Consider the following 20,317-nt stretch of genomic DNA (forward strand, 5'->3'; position numbering starts at 1 on the left):
ATCACGTGAAGTGACGACACCGATGATGAAATTGATCGACGAGTTCAGGCGCGGCTGGCAGGGAATTTCCCAACCCTCAGCCTTGTTCGGTGCAGGCTTCGCCGGCTGCTGCCTCGCTGTTGCGACCGTGGCGCGGTGGGGTTTGGCCCAAATCCGCCCCGACGTATTTTTCACGCCGTATATTCCAGCCGTGTTCTTTGCCACCGCCTTCGGCGGCTTCCGGATCGGGATAGCGACAGCGCTGGCGGGTGGCGCGCTCGGTGTCGCCGTCAATTTCAGCGGGGCGGCGGTCGATACCGCGCGATTCGCGCTTCTGCTCATATTCTGGGCGGTCTGCGGCATCACCGTATGGGGCGTCGAGCACTACCGAACCATGGTCGCGCAGCAGCGCCAGATCGCAAAACGCCTGATCCAGGAAGAGGAATACCGCAAGCTCATCGTCGACGAGTTGCAGCACCGGCTGAAAAACAAGACATCGACGATTCACGCCGTCCTGCATCAGGTTTTGCAGGAGCAGCCGCAAATCTGGGCCAGCATCGATCATCGAATACGTTCGCTGTCGGCGACCGACGATCTGATCGCGCGGGTCGATGTCAGCGGTTGCGATATCAAGGATCTGTTGCGCTCCGAACTCGGACCCTACGGCCATGTCCGCTTCAACCTGAACGGCGACCCGCTGTTCCTTCCCGCCAAGCTGGCGGTCAGCCTGGCGCTGATGTTTCACGAATTGGCCACCAATGCCGGCAAATACGGCGCGTTTTCCGCCGCCAGCGGGTTGTTGCAGGTGTCCTGGTCGGTGTCGGACGATCGCCTCAACATCGCCTGGGACGAGACCGAAGGGCCGACGGTCGAAAACGTCGGGAAGCCGGGCTTTGGCACCAAGCTGTTGAAATCCGCGCTCCGGCCGTTCGACGGCAAGACCGAGATCAGCTTCCTGAAGACCGGCGTTCACTGCACGATGCAGTGCCGCATCCCTGCGAGCTGAGCGGATTTGCGCCGAGACGCGCGAACCGCAATCATTTCCGCACGCGCTGACAGATCGCGTTGACACTCTGTTAACAACGATCGAGGCGACACCAATCGAAAACCTAAGCGTGTATGACTGTCGCGGCTTTTCGCAGTACCACTTAACCAATACTACAAGAGACTTTGGCAAGCTCGGCGGCCATGCACAGTCCCCCCAAACCAGATCTTCAGGCCGCCGCGACGAAGGCCGACCACGCAGGCGCTTTCGATTCCGAATTGAGCATTCTGAGGGATGTGTTCCGGCTGCTTCCAACGGGCGTAACCGTTCAGGACGAGCGTGGCGAATTCCTGCTGGTGAACGATGCCGCCGCAGCATTACTCCAGATGGCCGCAAGCGCCCCGGCGCCTACGCAAGCGAGCGATCGCCGCGATACCTGCCTCGAGCTGCTGCGCTGCGGCCGCTCGGCCGTTCTGGAAGAATCGATTACCGCCGGCGCGGTGAAACAGGTGTTTCTCACCGCGCATCGGCCGATCCGGGTCGCCGAGCGCAATCTGCTGGTTTCGAGTTCCGCCGACATCACCGAACAAAAGGCGTTCGAGGACCAGCTGTTCCGGTCGGCCTATTATGACGAACTGACGGGCCTGCCGACGCGCCGGGTGATCGAGCATCGCGTCAACAGCCTCCTACAGTGCGAGTCGGTCCAGGGCCATTTCGCGCTCGCCTTTCTCGATGTCGACAATTTCAAGCATATCAACGATTATTACGGGCATGCGATCGGAGACGCGCTGCTGGTGGAGATCACCAAGCGGCTGGCGCTGGACCTGCGTGAATCCGACGTGCTGTCCCGAATCAGCGGCGACGAATTTCTGCTGCTGCTCAACCCGATCCGGAGCGAGGCCGAGGTCGCCGAATACATCCATTTCATCCTGCAGCGGCTGAAGGCGCCGTTCTTCATCGATGGTTCCGAGATATTCGCTTCCACCTCGATCGGCGTCAGCCTCTATCCCGAACACGGCAAAAGCTACGAATTGCTGCGCCAGAACGCCGACATCGCGATGTATCGCGTCAAGAACGGCAGCAAGGGCGCCGCGGCGTTTTTCGACGCCGGCATGGAGCGTGAGGCGCTGGCGCGGATGAAGATCGAGCAATCGCTGCGGCTGGCGATTCTGGAAAAGCGCTTCTGCTGTGCTTTCCAGACCAAGGTCGATATCCGGACCAAGGACGTCAAGGGCATCGAGGCGCTGGTCAGGCTGCGCGACGACGAAGGCGTGATCCAGGCCCCCGGCACGTTCATCAATCTCGCGGTCGAACTCGGGCTGATCGACGAGCTGACCCATCTGGTGCTGGCAGAAATCGTCAAATCGATCGACCTGATCAACGAGACCTTCGGTCCCGATACCACGATCAGCATCAATGTCGCGGCCAAGCAGGCCGGCAATCCCGAGTTCATGCGGCCGTTCGCGGAGGCGCTCGAGGCGACCGGATTTCCGGGCCGGTTCATGATCGAAGTGACGGAAGACGCCTTCGTCACCAAGACGCTTTTCCAGGATGAAATCCTGCCGATCTTTCGCAAGCTCGGCGTCGGTGTCTCGATCGACGATTTCGGCATCGGCTATTCGTCATTGTCGGCGCTGGCCGACATCACCGCCGATGAAATCAAGATCGACCGCTCCTTCATCACCGATATCCATCAGCGCCCGCGCAGCCAGGGCATTCTGCGGGCGATCGAATCGCTCAGCGAAGCACTCGGCATGACCGTGATCGCCGAGGGCATCGAAACCTTCGAGGAGCTGGCCTATCTGCAGGCCGCGACCAAGATCCGCTACGCGCAGGGCTATTATTTCTCGCGACCGATTTTCCTCGAGGAGCTCGCGCCGGCGATCCCGCTTGCCAGCGAGGCCCGCAGCAGTCACGCAAGCCGCCCGGCGCAGGAAAACCGCGCCGGCTATTCGCGCGGCCGCGGCTATCGGCGCTGACGGGGACGCGATCATCCGCTAGACTGGAGCTCGGGTGATCCCAAGTAAGACCTGATGTTAAGTAAGACCTGATGTTTGAGGCCCGAGGTTTGAGGTCTGAATGGACTGGTTCGGCTGGCAACTCCCGAAGGACCGGGCGCACAAGGCACCCCCCTTCGGCCCTCAGGCCCTGTTGCAGGACCTGGAGACGCGCGTTCCGCGGTACCTCGACGACGTCGATGAGGGCAAGCTGGTCTACCCGGCCTGCAAGCGCGCGCGCTCCGATGCCGGCGGCGATGTCAGCGCCATTTGGGACCACACCCGGCTGGAGGCCATGCGCTATGTGATGGTGGTGCCCCGGCGCGAGTTCGAACTGTTGGGCGACCCCGCCCGTCAGCCGGAAATGCTCGACGCCTATCTCCGGCAACGGCCCCACGACGATACCGTGATTGAATTCACGGGTTCAACGATGGCCGATCTGGCGATCGCTGTTGTCGCCGGCTTCAACTGGTTGAATCACTGCGCCGGGCTGGTGGAGGTCAACCGGGAGAAATTTCTGGGGACGCTTAGCGCCTTCAGAAAGATCATCGTTCTTGGCCAGCAATGGTGGGCGATGGAGGGCGCCGATGCGCGCTACAGCCAAATGCTGGCAGCGCAGCAGGTCCCGCCGCTGATGCTGTATCTGGTGTGGCTGGAATATACCCGGCTCGCCAAGGAGATCGCGTCGGCCGCAAGCTTCGGTCCCTCGATCGATCGGGCAATCGAGAAGCGCCGCGAGACGCTTGCGAAGGAATTCACCGATCGTCCCGGCGAACTCGGCGCGGCCCTCGACGAACTCAAGGGAACCATGGCCGCCTTCGAAAACGCCCGCGAGCCTGCAGACCTGGATGGCTAGCACGGTGGATGGCAATGAGTTGAAGCGGCACCGGCGTCCCGGTCACCTCGCCCCGCTTGCGGGGAGAGGGAGGACAAGAACGACGCATCCGCCGCTCGATCGAATTCCCATTTGACCGACCTATTTCGAAAGCGCCGGCAGCGGCGGCACGCTGTCGTTCGGCGCGCCGGCCTGCATCGTGATCAGCGTCATCGAGACCAGGTCGTAATAGCCGATGATGCCGATGATATCCATGATGCCGCGCTCGCCGAATTTTTCGAGCGCCGCCTTGTAGACGGGGTCGGTGACCTTCCGGTTGCGGTAGAGCGCGGTCACCAGATCATAGAGCGCCGCCTCGTCATCCCGCATATTGTCGGGCCGCTTGCCGGCCGCGATCGCATCCGCCACCTTGGGATCGAGCTCGCCCTTGAGCGCGAGCGGATAATGCGCGAACCACTCATATTGCGCCGTCCACTGCCGCGCGGTGATCAGGATCGCAAGTTCGCTCAGGCGCGGCGGCAGCGAGGTATTCCAGCGCAGATAGTCCGACAGCGCCGACAGCCGCGGCGCCAGATCGGGGCTGCGGATATAGGCGCGGTAGGGCGGCGCGGTGAATTTTGCGTTGCGCGGCGGCACTGCGATCATGTCCGCCCAGGCCTTTTGCGGCGGGGTCAATTCCTCGGTCTTCAAGGGCGTAAAGCGGGTGATTTCCTCGGCACGGCTTGTGGGTGGCGCTGCAACGAGCGCCGCAACACCGAAGACGGCGAGCCATTTTTTCATTGTTCTCTCCCTGACAGGCGCGGGCTTGTCGCCGCATTGGCTGATTCCTGCGGCAAATAGCCTAGCCCGATGGACGATTGGTTCAATGGGGTATTGAACGGCCCCTGCCGGGGATCAGGGCTGCAATTTCGCCAGCGGGCGCGCAACAGCCGCGATCCAGGGCGGCCGCGACCGATCCGCGCAACCCCGATTAAGCCCGACTAAGCCTCGAGCCAGATTAAGTTCCGGGTAACCGGATTTCCTAACCGCTTATGTCATTTCTGCATCGTATGAATTGCCTCGGGGGAAGGGAATGCGCAATCCGTTTAACGACATAAGAGGCTTGATGTCACAAGCCGCAGCGATCGGACGAGACCGTACCGCGACGATCCGGAGCCCGGTGCTATGGCTGGCGCTCTGCGGCGGGTTGCTGGTCGCGGCGATCTTCATCGGCACCATCATGATGGTCGGTGAATTCCGCGAGCGCGCGCTGCATAACAGCGAGCGCGAGCTGCAGAATACCGTTCTGCTGCTCACACGCCACTTCGACCAGCAGTTCGAGGACTCCGAGAAGATCGCTGCCGATGTGATCTCCCAGCTGCGCATTTCCGGCATCGCTTCGTCGGAGACGTTCCGGGAACGGATGTCGAGTCCGCAAGCGCATGAGATCCTGAGATCCAAAACCAGCGGCCTGTCCTATCTCGGCGACATCTCCATCCTCGATACCGGCGGAGACCTGATCAACTGGTCGAGACCCTTGCCGGCACCACCCCTCAGTATCGCCGACCGGGCCTACTTCAAGAGCTTCAAATCCAACCCGCAATCGGAAGCAATTCTGACCGAGGCGGTTCGCAGCCATCTCGACGGCAACCTGAACACCGTCATCGCCCATCGATTGAACGGGGAAAATGGGATCTTTCTCGGCGTGATGACGCGGCGCATCGACCCCGCCAATTACGAGAAATTCTTTGCCTCCGTCGCCATCGGAATGGATGCAGCCATTTCCATGTTTCATGCCGATGGCACCCTGCTGGCGCGCTATCCGCACGTCGATCAGTTGATCGGGCAGAAGTTTCCAACGGCGCCGCTGCTGCAGCGCGTCCTGAGTCAGGGAGGCCCGCAGACGCTGCGGGTGCAAAGCCCGGTCGACCAACTGGACCGGCTCGGTTCCGCGGCACGGCTCAGCCATTTCCCGATTGTCGTCGTCGCGACCAACACGGTCTCGGCCGCGCTGGCCGACTGGCGCGAGCAAACCAGATTCCTGATCACCGCCGCCACCCTGGCCGCGTTGGTGATCGCCCTGATCCTGCTTCTGATCATCCGGCAGATGACCCGGCAGAGCCGGGAAGCGCAGCAGCGGCTGGAATCGGAAAGGGGCCAGCTCGACACCGCGCTCAACAACATGATCCAGGGTTTGGTACTCTTCGACGCCTCAGCTCGCATTGTCACCTTCAACCGGCGCTACGTCGACATGTACAACCTGTCGACGGAGGTCGTGAAGCCAGGCTGTCATTTCCGTGAGCTGATGCAGCACCGCAAGGACACCGGGTCCTTTGCAGGCGAGGTGGACGAATTCTGTTCCGGCGTTATGCATAACATCGCACAGGGCCAGGTCGACCACAGCATCATGCAATGTGCGGACGGGCGCTCCTTTCTGGCTATCAGCAAGCCGCTGGCGCACGGCGGATGGGTCGCCACGATGGAAGACATCACGGAGCGCCGCAAACTCGAACAGGAGCGCGACCGCAACTATGCATTCCTGCGCGAGATCGTCGATCACATTCCCTCGCAGATCACCGTAAAGGGGACGCAGGACCGCCGCTATCTCCTGGTCAACCGCGTGGCCGAAGCACAATTCGGCATTTCACGCGATCTCATCGTCGGCAAGACGGCCTTCGATATATTTCCGAAGGCTTCCGCCGAGATCGTCACGGCCGATGACGAGACCGCGCTGCAATCCACCGATGGACTGTTCAAAGACGAACACCTCTGGAAAACCCAGGCGATGGGCGCGCGTTACATCACGTCGAGACGCATCGGAATTCGCGATTCCGCGGGCGAGACGCGATACATCATCCACGTCGTCGACGACGTCACCGAGCGCCGGCGTGCCGACGAAAAAATCGCGCACCTCGCGCATTACGACGCACTGACCGACCTGCCGAACCGGGTGCTGTTCCGCGAGCAAATCGAGCGCGAGCTTCGCAAGGCGGTAAAGGGCGAAAAATTCGCCCTGCTCTATATCGATATCGACGAGTTCAAGGGTATCAACGACTCGCTCGGCCATCATGTCGGCGACGAGCTGTTGAAGACCGTGGCAGCCCGCATCAAGCACTGCATCAAGCCGACCGATCTCATCGCGCGGCTTGGCGGCGACGAATTTGCGGTGATCCAGACCGCCGTCGGCGGTGTCGCCGACACGATAGAATTCGTGACGCGAATCCACGACGCGATCCGGCAACCCTGCCGATGCCTCGGTCATCATCTCTCCACCGACGCCAGCATCGGCATCGCGCTGGCGCCGCAGGACGGCACCGATCTCGATCAGCTGATCAAGAACGCCGATCTGGCGATGTACGCCGCCAAGGCCGAAGGACGCCGGACCCATCGCTTCTTCGAGCCGGCCATGGACGCCCGCGCCAAGGCCCGGCTCACCATGGAACGGGATCTGCGCCAGGCGATGGTCGATGGCGGTTTCGAAATCCATTACCAGCCGCTGCTCGATCTCCGCAGCAACGAGATAACGGGTTGCGAGGCGCTGTTGCGCTGGCGTCATCCCGAACGCGGCATGGTCTCGCCCGCGGAGTTCATCCCGCTGGCGGAGGACACCGGCCTGATCAACGAGCTCGGCGATTGGGTGCCGCAAACCGCCTGCGCCGAGGCCGCCACCTGGCCGCATCAGATCCGGCTTGCCGTCAACGTCTCGCCGATACAGTTGAAAAACCAGACGCTGGCGCTGCGGATTGCGGGCGCGCTCGCGGCCTCCGGTCTCAATCCAAGCCGGCTGGAGATCGAGATCACCGAGGCGGTGCTGATCCATGACGACGAGACCGCGCTGGCGATCCTGCATCAGCTGCGCGCCATCGGCGTGCGCATCGCGCTCGACGATTTCGGCACCGGCTTCTCCTCGCTGAGCTATCTGAAGCGGTTCCCGTTCGACAAGATCAAGATCGACCGCTGCTTCGTCAGCGATATCGAGGTCGACGGCTCGGCGGCAATCGTGCAGGCGGTGGTGAACATCGCCGCGGCGCGCAATATGACGACGACGGCCGAAGGCGTCGAAACCGAACCGCAGAGGGAAATACTGCGGAAGCTCGGCTGTACCGAGATGCAGGGCTACCTGTTCAGCGCGGCCAAGCCAGCCCTCGAGGTCAGGCGATTGCTCGGCGCGCACCGCGAAAGGGCGCAGGCGCTGGCCTGACGTCGTCGGCTGCAACGACCATCGGGCGCGCCTTACGCCGCCCACCGGTTGCGATTGGTTTCGGCGAGAATGGGCCGGATCAGCCGCCCAAAACGCTCGGCCTCCTCGTCATGCAGATAGCCGGACAGGCAGAACGAATGACAGCCGGCATCGATGAATTGCTGCAGCGTGCCGGCGCATTGGGCGGGATTGCCGACCACGGCGATGCCGGCGCCCGGACGGACTTTCGTGATGCCGGTCCATAAATGCGGCAGCAGCAGGTCGCCATGTTCGCGGGCGAGCTGCTGCACGCGCTGGTTCGCCTCGGACCTGTTGTAGAGCGTCTTCATCTCCTGCTTCTGCCGCTCGGTGGCGTGACGCACCAGTTGATCTGCGGCCTCCCACGCATCCGCTTCATTTTCGCGGCAGATCACCTGCAGCCGCATCCCGAAGCCGATCTCGTTCTCGCGGCCATGCGCGCGCGCCATCCGCCTGATCTCGGCGATGTTCTGCGCGATGCGCTCCGGCAGATCGCCCCAGAACAGATGCACGTCGGAATGCTTTGCCGACAATTCCCAGGCCTGGCGCGAGCCGCCGCCGAGATAGAATTTTGGAAATGGCTGCTGCAGCGGCCGCGGCCTTATATGCGCGCCGGACAGCTTGTGAAACCGGCCCTCGAAATTCAGCGGGCCGCGTGTCGTCCAGAGCGCCTTGAGGATCGAGACCTCCTCCTCCATCAGCGCGTAGCGCTCCTCCTTGGCATAACGCACGCCCTCAGCCACGACTTCACTCTCGTTCTGGCCGGCGATCAGATTGATGCAGATGCGTCCGCCCGACATCTGGTCGAAGGTCGAGATCATCTTGGCCAGCAGCACCGGATTGATATAGCCCGGCCGCGCCGCGATCAGCGGCTTGATCTTCGACGAACGCGCCGCCATGAACGCTCCGGATATCCAGGCCTCCCAGCAGGTCGAACCGACCGGGATCAGCAGATATTCGAAGCCGGCCAGTTCCGCCGCCTGCACCACGCGGTCGCACAATTCAGGCGACCCGGCGATTTGCGCCTCCATCAGGCCATAGGCCGTGGTGTCGCCATGCGTGGGCAGATACCAGCCGAATTCGAGCGGACGCATCGACGCTTCTCCCTTTTGGGCGGGTTGCTTGATCGTGTTGGGAAACAGTTTACCGTCTGGGTTCCCGGCGGCAATCGGGTTGATGCGGGCCGCGATGCGAGCCGGTTTCGGCGCCGGCGCGATTTTTGATTTCAATCGTACCGCCGGCAAGATGGAGATGGCTTCATGTCCCCGGTCTCATTGCTTCTGAATATTCTCTGGATCGTCATCGGCGGCGCATGGATGGCCGTCGGCTGGCTGGTCGCCGCTGTTATCATGGCGATCACGATTATCGGGCTGCCCTGGGCCAGGGCCGCGTTCAATATCGCGGCCTACACCCTGTTTCCGTTCGGTCATAGAGCCGTGTCACGCGAGGCTTACACCGGACAGCCCGATATCGGCACCGGCCCGCTGGGCGTGATCGGCAACATCATCTGGCTGGTGCTCGCGGGATGGTGGCTGGCACTCGGGCATGTCATCACCGCGATCCTGATGGCCTTGACCATCGTCGGCATCCCCTTCGCCTGGGCCCATTTGAAGCTGGCCGGCATCGCGCTGTGGCCGATCGGCAAGATCATCGTTCCAGCCTGAGAATTACCCAAGGCCTGATAATCTCGGCGCGGTGTCATCTCTAGCGCAAGGCCGCCCTTTCCATCGGCGGCTTCAGCTGTTCGAACTCGTCGTCGCTGATCTCGGTCTGGGCGACCAGCACGCTGCAGCGGAGCCGCTTGACCAGGTAGCTGCCGACCGAACCGAACCATCGCGCCAGCGGCCCTTGCGGACGATGACCGACCACGACGAGGTGGGCCCCGATTTGCTCGGCGACTTCCGCAATCTTTTGCCCGGCATCTCCGACTTCCAGCCGCGAAGTCGGGGAGAAGCCCAACGCCTTCAGCCGCTCCGAGCCTTCGTTCAGGATCGCTTTGTAATCGTCGGCTTGCTGCTCGATCGGGATCGCAAGCCCAGCTTCGGGGGTCATGATGGACGAGATCTCGACGACCGCGAGCAGAAAGACCTCGGAACGGCAAAGCTGCGCGAGCTTTGCGCCCTCCCGCAAGGCGCGCCGACCCTCGATTGACCCGTCATAGGCGAGAAGAACCTTCCTATACATCAGGCGCTCCCATTGATGGTCGAGACGAGCAAAGACTAGCACCAATCGGCCGGGGCGGATCAGATTTTTGGCCCTTCGCAAGTTTAGACCCAGGCAAAAGGCGGCGGCCTCCGCCCGGGTCTCCCTTTTCCGAGCCCCCCGCCAGGCGGTTGCCGCATCAGGCCGATCGGCTAAATGGCCCCCTGCGCACCCGAAGCTCAGCTGGATAGGGCGTTGCCGGCGAATTCGACGAGATGGCGAGGTCGTTCTGTGGCCGGCTTGCCGGCGGCGAGGATGGCGGCGACTGCCGCGTTGCCCTCTGCTTCGAGCGCAGCGATGGCCTGTCGAGCCCACAGGTAAGACGCGTCAAAAATCTCCGTATGGCGGTCGAAATCTGTCACATCGATTCCGGGCGGACAGGGTGGCCGCATGACCAAATCGAGCGGCGCGGTCGGCAGAGTATCGTAACGCTGATGCGCGACGAGACTTCGCCACAGCACGTTGACCGCACTCGGTGCGGCGGGAAGCAGCTTCTTGCGGAACGGCATCAGCATTGCTGCAAAGAGCTCGATCCGTCCAGGCAGCGCCTCATACGCGACATCGAACATCTCGGCCGCCGGCTCGCCGAAATGCACGACCAGATTGGGACCGCTTTTTAGTTGATGCATCGGCGCCAGCGGCACATTATCGATCACGCATCCATCGACAAGCATCGCGCCTTCTGCCGTATAGAACGGCGGCAACAGTCCGGGAATTGCACTCGATGCACGCACCGCCTGCCACAGCGGTCCGGACCGGATCAATTCCAGACTGTGAGTCGAAAGATTGGTTGCGACCGCCGCGAAAGGCCGCCAGCAATCCTCGATCCGGCAGTCGCGGCCGTATTGATCGGCGAGTGCACGATCGAAAGCCTTGTGATCCAGCAGGGCGTAGCGCGGCCAGGTTGGCCGCCGGAAGCTGCGGCTTCTGACGAAAATTTCGTGTGTGCCGCGCTCAAGATCCTCGGCCTCGAAATTCTTGGCAAATCCCGCCGCCATGGCTGAGCCGACACTGGTGCCGACAAAGATATCGAACATCACGCCGAGCTCACGAAAGGCTTTGTAGATACCTACATGTGCGGTTCCAAAGCTACCGCCGCCAGCGGCCACGAATCCAATCGCGCGGCCGGACAGAAAACGGATCAGACTGTCGATATCAACCTGATCTTCCAGAGCAACATGGTGATGCATGAAGGAGGGCAGCCGGGCAAGCCAGGCCGCGGTGCCACTGACCTGACTGCTCCGTCGGTCATGAACGCGAACGAGGCGGCGCGCCGACATTGGATGAACCTCGCAAGCGAACGCTTCGACGTCCGTCAAGGCTCCCGCGGGCGCATCTCCACGGCACGCGAACACAACCATGTCGGCCTGGCGGATAGCCTTGCGCGCCCATGCCAACGATTCGCGAGCTCCGAGGTAAACCACCAGCGGCGCGGCGTGTTCGAGTCTGTTAAGCCAGTCAGCGACCTCTGGCGCGTCCAGCGCGCGCCCAGGAAATATGGCGTTGACACGAACGGGATCGACGATCTCGGCATTGATAGCGGCGAGCCCATCACGCATTCGACGATCAAAGGCGCCTGGCACCGGCTCGCGTCCGCCGTCGATCAGGGCCACGGTTCGCGCCTTCGGCGAGGCGCGAAGCGGCGTGAGGCGCGCGGTCTCCTTGGCGAAACGGCGCGCGAGGGCCGCAAGCAGTGCCTCGACGATGGCCGGGGCGTCCCTGGCAAGCTCCTGGTAGGCTGCGCGCGTCAGCGCAAGCACGCTGGTGTCGCGGATGGCGATCACATCGGCGGTGCGCGGAACATTTGCGAAGAAGCCGATTTCACCGACTATTTCGCCGGCGCGCAGCTCGGCGATAGGTTCGAGGTCGCCGTGTCTGCGCACCGCGAGCGCGCCATGCAGCACCAGAAATAATGAGTCGGATGGGCCGCCTTGTGCAACGAGCATTTGCCCGCGCACGAGATCGCGGCGGACCATTGCGTTGAGCGCCCTCAGCCGCTGTTCCGAACTGAGCGTTCTGAACAGAGCGAAGTCCTCCGACACGTTACCCCAGGCAAATGTCGCGCTCGCTCCGCTCATTGGCCATCCAGTTCGATTGCGCCGCCCGATGTTAGCGCCGGGCGGCCCTCCCTGCGAGCGGTAAAGGGGCGGTGCGGCGCCCGCCGCTGCGATGCATCTTATGGAAGCGCTGCAACATGGACCGCGAAACACCCCGCCGCCTCTGAGGCGCCACCTCGGAAGACGACCCCCTCGATAGCCGCCGTGCCGTACCACCCCGGGGATCGACACGATGGGCCACAACTCGACAGGGCATCTATCATTTTCGCTTCGCCAGCGGCTTTGCGAGTTCGCGGGCGCAGTCAATGAAAAGCCGCGCCCCGGGGCTGAGCGCGCGGTTCTTGAGGGTGACGATTACGTTTTGCACCTGGGCCATCTGCAGTTTGACGGGCAAGACCTTGATCTCCGGGCGCATTGTGGGAAATCTCAATATGGAAGCCGGGAAAATCGTGACAAAGCGCCCGGTCGCCAGGAGACTAATCCTCACCTCGGGGGAATCGGTAACCACAGTCGTGCGGGGATAATCGAGCCCGCAGGCGCGAAAAGCCTCTATTGCGATCGACCCAATCACGCTTTTCGGCGGTGGCAGCGTCCACGATTCGCTCGCCAGTTCAGCAAGCTCGATCCTGCGCCGCCGAACCCACTGATTTTGCGCGCCCGCCGCGACGACATAGGAGTCATCAAAGAGAAATTCGAAGTCCAGTCGCTCGTCTGCAGCGGGGCCGAATCTCCGTACGATCAAGAGATCGACGTTACGCTCGCTCAATTCACGGCGCAGTGGCTCCAGATATGCGGTCACGAGGTGAAACACGATGCGCGGATAGCGCCGGGATAGCCGATCAACGACGGCAGAAACGAAGCTTGCGGCCAGAATGGGCGTGCATCCGATCCGCACTTCCCCGGCCGTAGGATCAGCGAGAAACTCGATGTTCTTCACCGCCTGGCGCAGGTCATCGAATACGGCCGCTCCGCCATCGAGCAAGGCGCGACCGCACTCGGTCGGCTCGACGCCCTGGGGGTTGCGCTCAAGCAGTCGCACGCCGATGGTACGTTCCAATTCCGCGATTGATCTGGAAATGGCAGGTTGGGTTGTGTTGAGGAGTGCGGCCGCCTTGCTCATACTGCCGGCCTGCACGACAGCCATCAGGACATGGAGGTCGTGCAGCTTCATCCGGAGTCCGATACGATCGCTCAACTGCATCCCGGCACCCATTGCAAGACTGATATAGCCATATCAAAACATAGCATTATACGCGTATAGCAGCATTCACGTATTTTCGCCGTCGACCTCGCGGAACAGCCGGCCACCCAGGACCGCACCTCTCGCAAGCCCGGAACCGGAGGAGGACGCCATGAACCTTCGACGCCGCCAATTTCTGCATCTGGCAGCCGCCGCCGCGGCCCTCCCTGCCGTATCGGGCTTCGCCTGGGCGCAAACCTATCCGTCGCGACCGGTGCGCATCATCGTCGGATTTGCCGCCGGCGGCCCGAACGACATCCTCGCACGTCTGATCGGTCAATGGTTGTCGGAGCGGCTCGGCCAGCCATTCGTCATTGAGAACCGGGCAGGCGCAGGCAGCAATATCGCCACCGAGGCGGTCGTGCGCGCGCCTCCGGACGGTTACACGCTGCTCCTGGTCGGTACGCCGAACGCGATCAATGCGACGCTTTACGACAACCTCAATTTCAGTTTCATTCGCGACATCGCGCCCGTCGCGGGCCTCATCCGCGGCGCCCTCGTCATGGTGGTAAATCCCTCGGTTCCGGCCAAGACGCTTCCCGAATTCATCGCCTATGCCAAAGCGAATCCGGGCAAGCTCTCCTACGGGTCGGGCGGCGTCGGCGGGATCACCCACATCACCGCCGAGCTATTCAAGCAAGAGGCCGGCGGCCTCGACATTGTGCACGTGCCCTATCGCGGCGTGACGCCCGCGCTCACCGATCTGCTCGGCGGGCAGGTGCAGGTCCTCTTTACTAACCTCGCCTTATTGATTGGGTATATCGGGACCGGCAAGCTGCGCGCGCTCGCAATAACTACGGCGACGCGCTCGGAGGCGCTGCCGGACATCCCGACCGTAGGCGAGTTCGTTCCTGGCTACGAGGCAAGCTCGGTCTTTGGTCTCGGAGCGCCCAGGAACACGCCCACCGAGATCATCGACAAGCTCAACAGGGAGATCCACGCCGCACTCGCCGATCCCGGGTTCAAGGCGCGGCTTGCCCACCTGGATGGCACCGCGCTTGGCGGCTCGCCCGCCGATTTCGGCAAACTCATCGCCGACGAAACCGGGAAGTGGGGCAAAGTAATCCGGCTGGCCAATATCAAGCCGGATTGAGGTTGACCGCCGCATATTGCGCAGAATTGGAGAGAGTTCACATGCAGCCGCTCAACGCCGCAGGCCGGACGTATGAAGTTGAACGTCGCGCCTATCACGCTGCTCGGCCCGGTTTCCGCATCGCCGAGATGCAGATCGGTCCGACCCAAACGGTACCTTGGCATTACCACACGGAAACGCAGGATACGTTCTACGTCATCAACGGAACGATACGTGTTTTTACGCGCGAGCCGGAAGAAGAGGTGTGCCTGACGGTCGGTATGACCTATTCTGTTCGTCCGGGACGTCCTCACCTTGTCGCTAATGCCGGTGACACCTCAGCCGTATTTCTGGTCTTGCAGAGGATGGGCGAGCACGATTTTGTCCTGCTCACCTGATGACGGGCGGCGCGCCGCGCCGGGCGTCAAATGTCTGCTTCGGGTGTGCGCCGTGCAAAGGCGGCGCCTTCCGGTGGGTGCAAGCCCCACCCGGCAACGATCGCCGAATCACGAGATGGCGATGAGGGGTCGCGCAACGGCGCGGGCTGCGATAGCCTGCGAGGATGCATTTTTTGCACATACTGCAGTTATTGGCGCTATTGACGTTGGCCAACGGCACGCCGATCGTCGCAACGGCGCGATAGTATTTGCCCTTGCACTGGCGCTGGTCGCGTGGGCGATCACAACCATGACCCGGGCCGGCTCGAACGTGCCCACCCGCCTGCCGACCACGACAATCGTGGAGACTGGCCCCTACCGCTTCACGCGCAACCCCATCTACCTCGGCATGATGCTGGGGCTCATCGGCTTGGCCATTGCCATCAACAGCCTCTGGCTGTTGATGACGCTGGTGCCCTTCGCCCTTGTCATCCGCTACGGTGGTGTGATCACCCGCGAGGAAGCCTATCTCGAGCGCAAGTTCGGGGACGTCTATCGCCGCTGCCGCGCGCGGGTACGGCGCTGGCTGTAGGGTTTGTCGGCCAAGATACGGGGCCCGAGAACCCGCGCCTCGCCGCTACCGCTACGCGGAACGGCATGGGCGCGGGCCGCCGGAAGGCGTATAATTGTATGGTCCTTCGCGCAAAATGATCCTCATCATGTGGAGGTAACCATGAAATATGTGATGCTTGGTAATCTGAGCCCGGAGTGGGCAAGCAAGCAATCGGAGCGGATCGGCAAGGCCAAGGCAAAGCTCGACAAGTTGGGCATCAAGATCGAGTCGATCCACTACACGCAGGGCTACTACGATTTCGTCGACATCGTCGATGCCCCAAATCCGGGGGCGATGCTCGCGTTCTCCGTCTGGTACGCGACCCAGGGTCTCGGGCGGATTCAAAGTATGCCGGCCTTCGACGCAAAGAGCTTCGAAACCGCCATCAAGGACGCCGCGGGCTAGGCGCCGGGCGGGGGCTCACAGGTTTCCTGCCAACCACCTGCGCCACCCTCGCTTGGGCGGGCTTCTCCCGCCCCTCGGAATCGAAATCCGATGCTCAATCCAGCTGAGCTACGAGCGCCTGCGGCTCGATCGGAGTTCTGATGCTTTCAAGCCGCCCGCGTCGGGCGCAAAAACGGCCCCTGAGAAGCCGGAGCCCGTGCTTTCTAGCGCCCGGCTTGGGTCGCCTTGGCCGCGAAGCCTTCCCATGGCTTGAAGAACTGCATCGCAAGTTCGCTGTAGAGTTCACAAATATTCTGCGACTCAGCGACAAAGTCCGCATAAGCCTGCCTTGCGAATTCGGTCTGAACCTCGATCGCCTTGTCGAACGACCGCACGCCCATGAGCTTCTCGATAAAGGAGATGGTCTCCTGGAACGCCTTCCTGGTGTAATCCCGGTAGGCATTCGCGATCGTTTGAATGATGATTGGACGGTTGTCCGTCGGCGCAACTGCGACGATTGAGGGGGCCTCCGTCGGCATGATTTCGCCGATTAGGGGCACATCCGTCGGCGTTGCCCCGCTTGAGGGGAGCTCCGCCGGCGCGGCCGCGTGGTTCGCGGGGGCGTCAGCTGACACGACCATTGTGCCGATTTGATCTTCATCCCGCTGGTCGAGCTTCGCGCTCTGCTGTTGATCAGGTTTCTGGCTCCGCTGGTCCGCCTTCCGGCTACGCTGGCGGGGCTTCCCGGTCGATTTGTCCTGGGGTCTAGTCGACATTGTTGAACTCCCCTGTGTTGAACCCCGCTGTTTCCGAATCAAACCAAACGCCAAAACTCCGCCATGTTTGCGATCAAATCGCGGTTCTGGTTTGCTGCTTACGCGGCGTTGATGTGGTGACTGGAACTCTGAACTGCGGTCACTGAAGTATGGGCCCGGCGATCGGTCGTAAATCGCCCCTTCATCTCCGACAACTGATGCTCCCAGGGCGAGAGCAAGTTCCCTGGATAGGTACCGGATACCGGAGATGGGCAGATCAAAATCGCGGGGGTGCCCTGAACGAGATTCGACCGGAGGGTGACCAGCGAAACACACGCAGCCACTTATTCGTTTCGAAACAAACCTCAGCGTCGCCGCCGGTGTTGCGAACCTTGATGATTTCACCGGTGCTCGGGTTGGCTATCTCGAAGTCTCCTTCAGCCATGCGTACATTTTGAGTCTGCTGTACGACTGCATGCCACTCGGAAAGTGGGAGTGGCCGGATTTGACCTTCACGAGTGCGACGCACGGCGTGAATCTCATATCCCATGGCGTCCGCGCGTAGGGTTCAGAGGTGCTGGATCGACGGTCTATCGGCGCTGCAGCCTACTGTAGCGCAAGGAGAATGGCGCGCCACGGCCGATGAAGATGGGCACTATTGCTTCGCCGTGGCGCTATGACGGACTAACGTCGCGCGACGTGCGCACGAGGTTCACCTTGCGCCGGCATCACGGCCCCCCATCGTTGGACTCCATCATGCTGCCGCAAGGTGCTCCGCGAGACGCCGCGCATGGGATGGCAGCGTGTCGAGCCGCTGCACGATCACCATCAAACGGCGTTCGGCCCAGGGGTCCTCCAGCTGGACGAGGGAGAGCGCTCCCTCTCCCGTCCACCGCCGCGCCGCAGCTTCGGGGATCACGGCGACGCCGGCGCCAAGCGCGACCATGCGGCAGGCTGCATCCAGCCCGCGCACCCGTATGCGCGTTCGCACCAGCGCGCCCGTCCGCGCGGCATGCTCCTCCAAATGCCCGCCGAGCGCGCTGTCGCCTGAGAGGCCCACGAACTCACTGCCTAACGCCTCGACGAAGGCGACTCGTCCCCGGTTGGCGAGCTTGTGTCCGCGGGGCACAACCAGCATGAGCCGGTCGGTGCGGAAGGGCATGGCCACGAGACCCGAGAAGTCGGCGTGGTCGGCTGCGATACCGATTTCCGCCAGCCCTTCAGCGACGGCGCGCGCGACCTCGGGGCTCGGCCGCTCGTCGAGGTCCACGTCCACGCTCGGGTTCGCGGCGAGGAAGGCCGCGAGCATTTCGGGCAGGAATTCCGCCGCGGCCGCGGTGTTGGCGAGCAACCGCACGTGTCCTTTGAGCCCGCGGGCGTACTCGCCAAGCTCGCCTCGCATCCGCTCCATCTGACCTGTCACCAGCCGCGCGTGATGTAACAGCGTCCGGCCCGCCGGCGTCAGCTCGACGCCGCGGTGGCCGCGCTCCAGCAGCGACGCGCCGGCCTGCTCTTCCATGCCCCGCACCCGCGCGCTCGCCGACGCCAGGGAAAGGCCGGCGTGTTCGGCACCCGCCGTGATGCTTCCCGCCTCGGCCACATGGAGGAACAGGCGCAAGTCGACTAGATCAAAGTGCATAGCGGCCCTCCGGGCGAATTGCCTTCGTCTCCGACTGAGGCAGGCTAAACAACTCCCGCATTGTGAGAGAGTGGGTCCGGGACCAGATTGCGTTCATGACGGATCTCCTACCCCATATCATGCTCATCACCGGCACCTTTATTCTGGCAGGGCTGGTGAAAGGCGTCACGGGTCTCGGCCTGCCGACCGTCTCCATGGGCCTCCTTGGCCTGGCGATGTCGCCGGTCCAGGCGGCGGCGCTGCTGCTTGTGCCTTCACTTGTGACGAATCTCTGGCAGCTCTTCACCGGACCCCGCTTCGGCGCTCTGCTGCGCCGCCTCTGGGGCATGATGCTTGGTGTCGTTGTCGGCACGCTCGCAGGGTCGGGACTGATCGCCGGCACGGCAGGGCACGCGACGACTGCCGCACTCGGCGGCGCTCTCGCGCTCTACGGCGGCGTCGGACTCCGCAAGCCGCGCCTGCGAGTGCCGGCAGCGGCCGAGCCCTGGGCCGGCCCCCTGGCGGGTGTGGTGACCGGACTGGTCACCGGAGCGACAGGCGTCTTCGTTGTCCCTGCCGTCCCTTATCTCGGCTCGCTCGCGCTGGAACGAGACGACCTCGTTCAGGCGCTCGGCCTGTCCTTCACCATTTCCACACTGGCGCTCGCCGCTGGCCTTGCCTGGCACGGCGCACTGCACATGGGAGCCACGGGTGCCTCGTTGCTTGCGCTCGTGCCGGCGCTCGCTGGCATGGTGCTGGGCGGTTGGCTCCGCGCACGGGTGCGGCCCGAGACCTTCCGACTTGGCTTCTTCGCCGGCCTGCTGGTGCTGGGGGGCGAACTCTTGCTGCGGGGATTGACATGAAACGATTGACACCAGTGCTCGACGCCATCTTTGCCGGGGCCAACCCGGGCCTGATAGCGGCCGCCATGATCGTCGCCCTGCTCGACGTCGCGGTGGCAGCGCAACACTTGAGCGTCTCGCGTGCGGAGACGCCTGTCGCAGTCAGAACCGTCGTCGTCTCGGCCGAGACCGAGCAGCTCGCTCCCGTCATCCCGCCGGAGCTGCGCGACATGATCGGGCACGATTGATCCGGAATGCGACTGGCGCTTCTGGCGCCGTTGCACGCAAGGTAGCTCGATCCGTCTGGTCATCCCCTCGAGGGCCACGAATCGCAGATGCTTCATGCCGGATCTTCGACCAACCAAAGCCTCACGATGGCGCTTCCGGGGTCGCGACGGCGAAGTCGCTCAATGCAACTCCCTTCCGCGAAAGCGTCCGCTGCAGTGAGTCTCAAAGGCAAGTGGCGCGCCCGACACGATTCGAACCTGTGACCTTTGCCTTTTGTGGCCTTTCTTCTCGCCCCTGAAGCCCCGCCGGGCCGTTGCCCACCTCCGGCCAATCGGCTACCGCCAACAACTGACCCATATCCCCATCGCCTTCGTCGACCGCCGAATCACGAGATGGCGATGAGGGGTCGCGCAACGGCGCGGGCTGCGATAGCCTGCGAGGATGCATTTTTTGCTCATACTGCAGTTATTGGCGCTACTGACGTTGGCCAACGGCACGCCGATCGTCGCAAAGAAGATATTTGGCCTGCGTTTTGCTCGCCCGCTGGATGGCGGAATAAAATTTCTTGATCGGCGGCCGTTGTTTGGTCACTCGAAAACCATTCGCGGCATCACGGCTTCGATCCTCATTACGACGGCAAGCGCCCCGCTTATCGGCCTGGATTTGACCATCGGCGCTATCGTGGCAGGCGCGGCAATGGCGGGGGACCTGTTCTCCAGTTTCGTGAAGCGCCGCCTGAACTTTCCGCCGAGCAGCCAGGCGCTCTGCCTCGATCAGGTGCCCGAATCCTTATTTCCGATGCTGGCATGCCGCGATCTACTTTCCTTGACGATCGCAGACATAGCGCTTGGCGTCGGGATCTTTTTTATCGGCGAGCTAATTCTGTCCCGCCTTCTATACAAGGTCCACGTGCGCGATGAACCATATTAGCCTGC

The 20,317-nt window shown here is 62.6% G+C and carries 19 protein-coding genes, 1 tRNA gene and 1 pseudogene; 12 read left to right on the top strand and 9 right to left on the bottom strand.

Annotated elements, in window-relative coordinates:
* The first annotated feature begins 22 nt into the window (after positions 1-22).
* The 3 genes from NL528_RS44570 to NL528_RS44580 all read left to right on the top strand — a co-directional run bounded on the left by NL528_RS44570 (position 23) and on the right by NL528_RS44580 (position 3,817).
* Entirely contained in the window at positions 23-985 is a 963-nt protein-coding gene (locus NL528_RS44570) for an HWE histidine kinase domain-containing protein (protein ID WP_309185278.1), read from the top strand.
* A 182-nt stretch (positions 986-1,167) separates the two neighbouring features.
* Positions 1,168-2,943, top strand: coding sequence for an EAL domain-containing protein (locus NL528_RS44575; RefSeq protein ID WP_309180698.1), 1,776 nt, complete (start codon positions 1,168-1,170; stop codon positions 2,941-2,943).
* A gap of 100 nt (positions 2,944-3,043) precedes the next feature.
* A complete protein-coding gene (locus NL528_RS44580; RefSeq protein ID WP_309180699.1) occupies positions 3,044-3,817 on the top strand; it encodes a hypothetical protein in 774 nt (257 codons plus the stop codon).
* Between the two features lie 120 nt (positions 3,818-3,937).
* On the opposite strand, the gene NL528_RS44585 is transcribed toward NL528_RS44580, so the two are convergent.
* Positions 3,938-4,576, bottom strand: coding sequence for a carboxymuconolactone decarboxylase (locus NL528_RS44585; RefSeq protein WP_309180700.1), 639 nt, complete (start codon positions 4,574-4,576; stop codon positions 3,938-3,940).
* Between the two features lie 292 nt (positions 4,577-4,868).
* Here NL528_RS44585 and NL528_RS44590 point away from each other — a divergent pair, with 292 nt between their 5' ends.
* The gene (locus NL528_RS44590) at positions 4,869-7,976 is read left to right on the top strand and encodes an EAL domain-containing protein (protein ID WP_375143962.1); all 3,108 of its coding nucleotides are present in this window, start codon (positions 4,869-4,871) and stop codon (positions 7,974-7,976) included.
* 32 nt (positions 7,977-8,008) lie between these two features.
* Here the strand turns inward: NL528_RS44590 and NL528_RS44595 are convergent, their stop codons facing one another.
* Positions 8,009-9,088 carry an LLM class flavin-dependent oxidoreductase gene (locus tag NL528_RS44595; protein ID WP_309180702.1) on the bottom strand — a complete coding sequence of 360 codons (1,080 nt, stop codon included), beginning with the start codon at positions 9,086-9,088 and terminating at the stop codon, positions 8,009-8,011.
* Positions 9,089-9,253: 165 nt separating this feature from the next.
* On the opposite strand from NL528_RS44595, the gene NL528_RS44600 reads away from it, so the two are divergent.
* Positions 9,254-9,658, top strand: coding sequence for a YccF domain-containing protein (locus tag NL528_RS44600; protein WP_309180703.1), 405 nt, complete (start codon positions 9,254-9,256; stop codon positions 9,656-9,658).
* 40 nt (positions 9,659-9,698) lie between these two features.
* On the opposite strand, the gene NL528_RS44605 is transcribed toward NL528_RS44600, so the two are convergent.
* The 4 genes and pseudogenes from NL528_RS44605 to NL528_RS44620 form a co-directional block, all read right to left on the bottom strand.
* Complete coding sequence (locus NL528_RS44605) at positions 9,699-10,178, bottom strand: universal stress protein (RefSeq protein ID WP_309180704.1); 480 nt, start codon at positions 10,176-10,178, stop codon at positions 9,699-9,701.
* Between the two features lie 197 nt (positions 10,179-10,375).
* Complete coding sequence (locus NL528_RS44610; protein WP_309185280.1) at positions 10,376-11,809, bottom strand: patatin-like phospholipase family protein; 1,434 nt, start codon at positions 11,807-11,809, stop codon at positions 10,376-10,378.
* A 165-nt stretch (positions 11,810-11,974) separates the two neighbouring features.
* Positions 11,975-12,274: pseudogene (locus tag NL528_RS44615) on the bottom strand (cyclic nucleotide-binding domain-containing protein); the annotation flags it as partial.
* Between the two features lie 238 nt (positions 12,275-12,512).
* Positions 12,513-13,424 carry a LysR family transcriptional regulator gene (locus tag NL528_RS44620; protein WP_309180705.1) on the bottom strand — a complete coding sequence of 304 codons (912 nt, stop codon included), beginning with the start codon at positions 13,422-13,424 and terminating at the stop codon, positions 12,513-12,515.
* A gap of 181 nt (positions 13,425-13,605) precedes the next feature.
* Between NL528_RS44620 and NL528_RS44625 the strand changes: the two genes are divergently transcribed.
* From NL528_RS44625 to NL528_RS44640, 4 genes are all read left to right on the top strand, one after another.
* Positions 13,606-14,586, top strand: a complete 981-nt coding sequence (locus NL528_RS44625) for a tripartite tricarboxylate transporter substrate binding protein (RefSeq protein ID WP_309180706.1) — start codon at positions 13,606-13,608, stop codon at positions 14,584-14,586.
* Positions 14,587-14,627: 41 nt separating this feature from the next.
* Positions 14,628-14,963, top strand: a complete 336-nt coding sequence (locus NL528_RS44630) for a cupin domain-containing protein (RefSeq protein WP_309180707.1) — start codon at positions 14,628-14,630, stop codon at positions 14,961-14,963.
* A 121-nt stretch (positions 14,964-15,084) separates the two neighbouring features.
* Entirely contained in the window at positions 15,085-15,534 is a 450-nt protein-coding gene (locus NL528_RS44635) for an isoprenylcysteine carboxylmethyltransferase family protein (RefSeq protein ID WP_309180708.1), read from the top strand.
* Positions 15,535-15,675: 141 nt separating this feature from the next.
* Positions 15,676-15,960 (top strand): GYD domain-containing protein, encoded by a 285-nt coding sequence (locus NL528_RS44640; RefSeq protein ID WP_309180709.1) that lies wholly within the window; start codon positions 15,676-15,678, stop codon positions 15,958-15,960.
* Here NL528_RS44640 and NL528_RS44645 read toward each other — a convergent pair.
* The 3 genes from NL528_RS44645 to NL528_RS44655 all read right to left on the bottom strand — a co-directional run bounded on the left by NL528_RS44645 (position 15,959) and on the right by NL528_RS44655 (position 18,333).
* Positions 15,959-16,079, bottom strand: a tRNA-Arg gene (locus NL528_RS44645). The two genes, NL528_RS44640 and NL528_RS44645, sit on opposite strands and share 2 nt — an antisense overlap.
* A gap of 84 nt (positions 16,080-16,163) precedes the next feature.
* Positions 16,164-16,478: a phasin family protein gene (locus NL528_RS47425; RefSeq protein ID WP_375144117.1), complete on the bottom strand. Its 315-nt coding sequence runs from the start codon at positions 16,476-16,478 to the stop codon at positions 16,164-16,166.
* A 970-nt stretch (positions 16,479-17,448) separates the two neighbouring features.
* Positions 17,449-18,333, bottom strand: a complete 885-nt coding sequence (locus NL528_RS44655) for a LysR family transcriptional regulator (protein ID WP_074272485.1) — start codon at positions 18,331-18,333, stop codon at positions 17,449-17,451.
* Between the two features lie 95 nt (positions 18,334-18,428).
* On the opposite strand from NL528_RS44655, the gene NL528_RS44660 reads away from it, so the two are divergent.
* The 3 genes from NL528_RS44660 (at position 18,429) to NL528_RS44670 (ending at position 20,312) form a co-directional block, all read left to right on the top strand.
* A complete protein-coding gene (locus tag NL528_RS44660; protein ID WP_309180711.1) occupies positions 18,429-19,175 on the top strand; it encodes a sulfite exporter TauE/SafE family protein in 747 nt (248 codons plus the stop codon).
* Positions 19,172-19,402 carry a hypothetical protein gene (locus NL528_RS44665; protein WP_309180712.1) on the top strand — a complete coding sequence of 77 codons (231 nt, stop codon included), beginning with the start codon at positions 19,172-19,174 and terminating at the stop codon, positions 19,400-19,402. Before NL528_RS44660 ends, NL528_RS44665 begins: the two co-directional genes overlap by 4 nt.
* Before the next feature lie 421 nt (positions 19,403-19,823).
* Positions 19,824-20,312, top strand: coding sequence for a CDP-archaeol synthase (locus NL528_RS44670; protein WP_309180713.1), 489 nt, complete (start codon positions 19,824-19,826; stop codon positions 20,310-20,312).
* The last annotated feature ends 5 nt before the right edge of the window (positions 20,313-20,317 follow it).

Source organism: Bradyrhizobium sp. Ash2021, from assembly GCF_031202265.1.
Classification (GTDB): domain Bacteria; phylum Pseudomonadota; class Alphaproteobacteria; order Rhizobiales; family Xanthobacteraceae; genus Bradyrhizobium.

Excerpts from the sequence above, each read along its gene's own strand:
- NL528_RS44580 (WP_309180699.1), top strand. The coding sequence starts at position 3,044 with ATGGACTGGTTCGGCTGGCAACTCCCGAAGGACCGGGCGCACAAGGCA.
- NL528_RS44630 (WP_309180707.1), top strand. The coding sequence starts at position 14,628 with ATGCAGCCGCTCAACGCCGCAGGCCGGACGTATGAAGTTGAACGTCGC.
- NL528_RS44590 (WP_375143962.1), top strand. The coding sequence starts at position 4,869 with ATGCGCAATCCGTTTAACGACATAAGAGGCTTGATGTCACAAGCCGCA.
- NL528_RS44600 (WP_309180703.1), top strand. The coding sequence starts at position 9,254 with ATGTCCCCGGTCTCATTGCTTCTGAATATTCTCTGGATCGTCATCGGC.
- NL528_RS44620 (WP_309180705.1), bottom strand. The coding sequence starts at position 13,424 with ATGAAGCTGCACGACCTCCATGTCCTGATGGCTGTCGTGCAGGCCGGC.
- NL528_RS44665 (WP_309180712.1), top strand. The coding sequence starts at position 19,172 with ATGAAACGATTGACACCAGTGCTCGACGCCATCTTTGCCGGGGCCAAC.
- NL528_RS44605 (WP_309180704.1), bottom strand. The coding sequence starts at position 10,178 with ATGTATAGGAAGGTTCTTCTCGCCTATGACGGGTCAATCGAGGGTCGG.
- NL528_RS44660 (WP_309180711.1), top strand. The coding sequence starts at position 18,429 with ATGACGGATCTCCTACCCCATATCATGCTCATCACCGGCACCTTTATT.
- NL528_RS44595 (WP_309180702.1), bottom strand. The coding sequence starts at position 9,088 with ATGCGTCCGCTCGAATTCGGCTGGTATCTGCCCACGCATGGCGACACC.
- NL528_RS44655 (WP_074272485.1), bottom strand. The coding sequence starts at position 18,333 with ATGCACTTTGATCTAGTCGACTTGCGCCTGTTCCTCCATGTGGCCGAG.
- NL528_RS44570 (WP_309185278.1), top strand. The coding sequence starts at position 23 with ATGATGAAATTGATCGACGAGTTCAGGCGCGGCTGGCAGGGAATTTCC.
- NL528_RS44625 (WP_309180706.1), top strand. The coding sequence starts at position 13,606 with ATGAACCTTCGACGCCGCCAATTTCTGCATCTGGCAGCCGCCGCCGCG.
- NL528_RS44670 (WP_309180713.1), top strand. The coding sequence starts at position 19,824 with ATGCATTTTTTGCTCATACTGCAGTTATTGGCGCTACTGACGTTGGCC.
- NL528_RS44635 (WP_309180708.1), top strand. The coding sequence starts at position 15,085 with ATGAGGGGTCGCGCAACGGCGCGGGCTGCGATAGCCTGCGAGGATGCA.
- NL528_RS44575 (WP_309180698.1), top strand. The coding sequence starts at position 1,168 with ATGCACAGTCCCCCCAAACCAGATCTTCAGGCCGCCGCGACGAAGGCC.
- NL528_RS47425 (WP_375144117.1), bottom strand. The coding sequence starts at position 16,478 with ATGCCGACGGAGGCCCCCTCAATCGTCGCAGTTGCGCCGACGGACAAC.
- NL528_RS44585 (WP_309180700.1), bottom strand. The coding sequence starts at position 4,576 with ATGAAAAAATGGCTCGCCGTCTTCGGTGTTGCGGCGCTCGTTGCAGCG.
- NL528_RS44640 (WP_309180709.1), top strand. The coding sequence starts at position 15,676 with ATGAAATATGTGATGCTTGGTAATCTGAGCCCGGAGTGGGCAAGCAAG.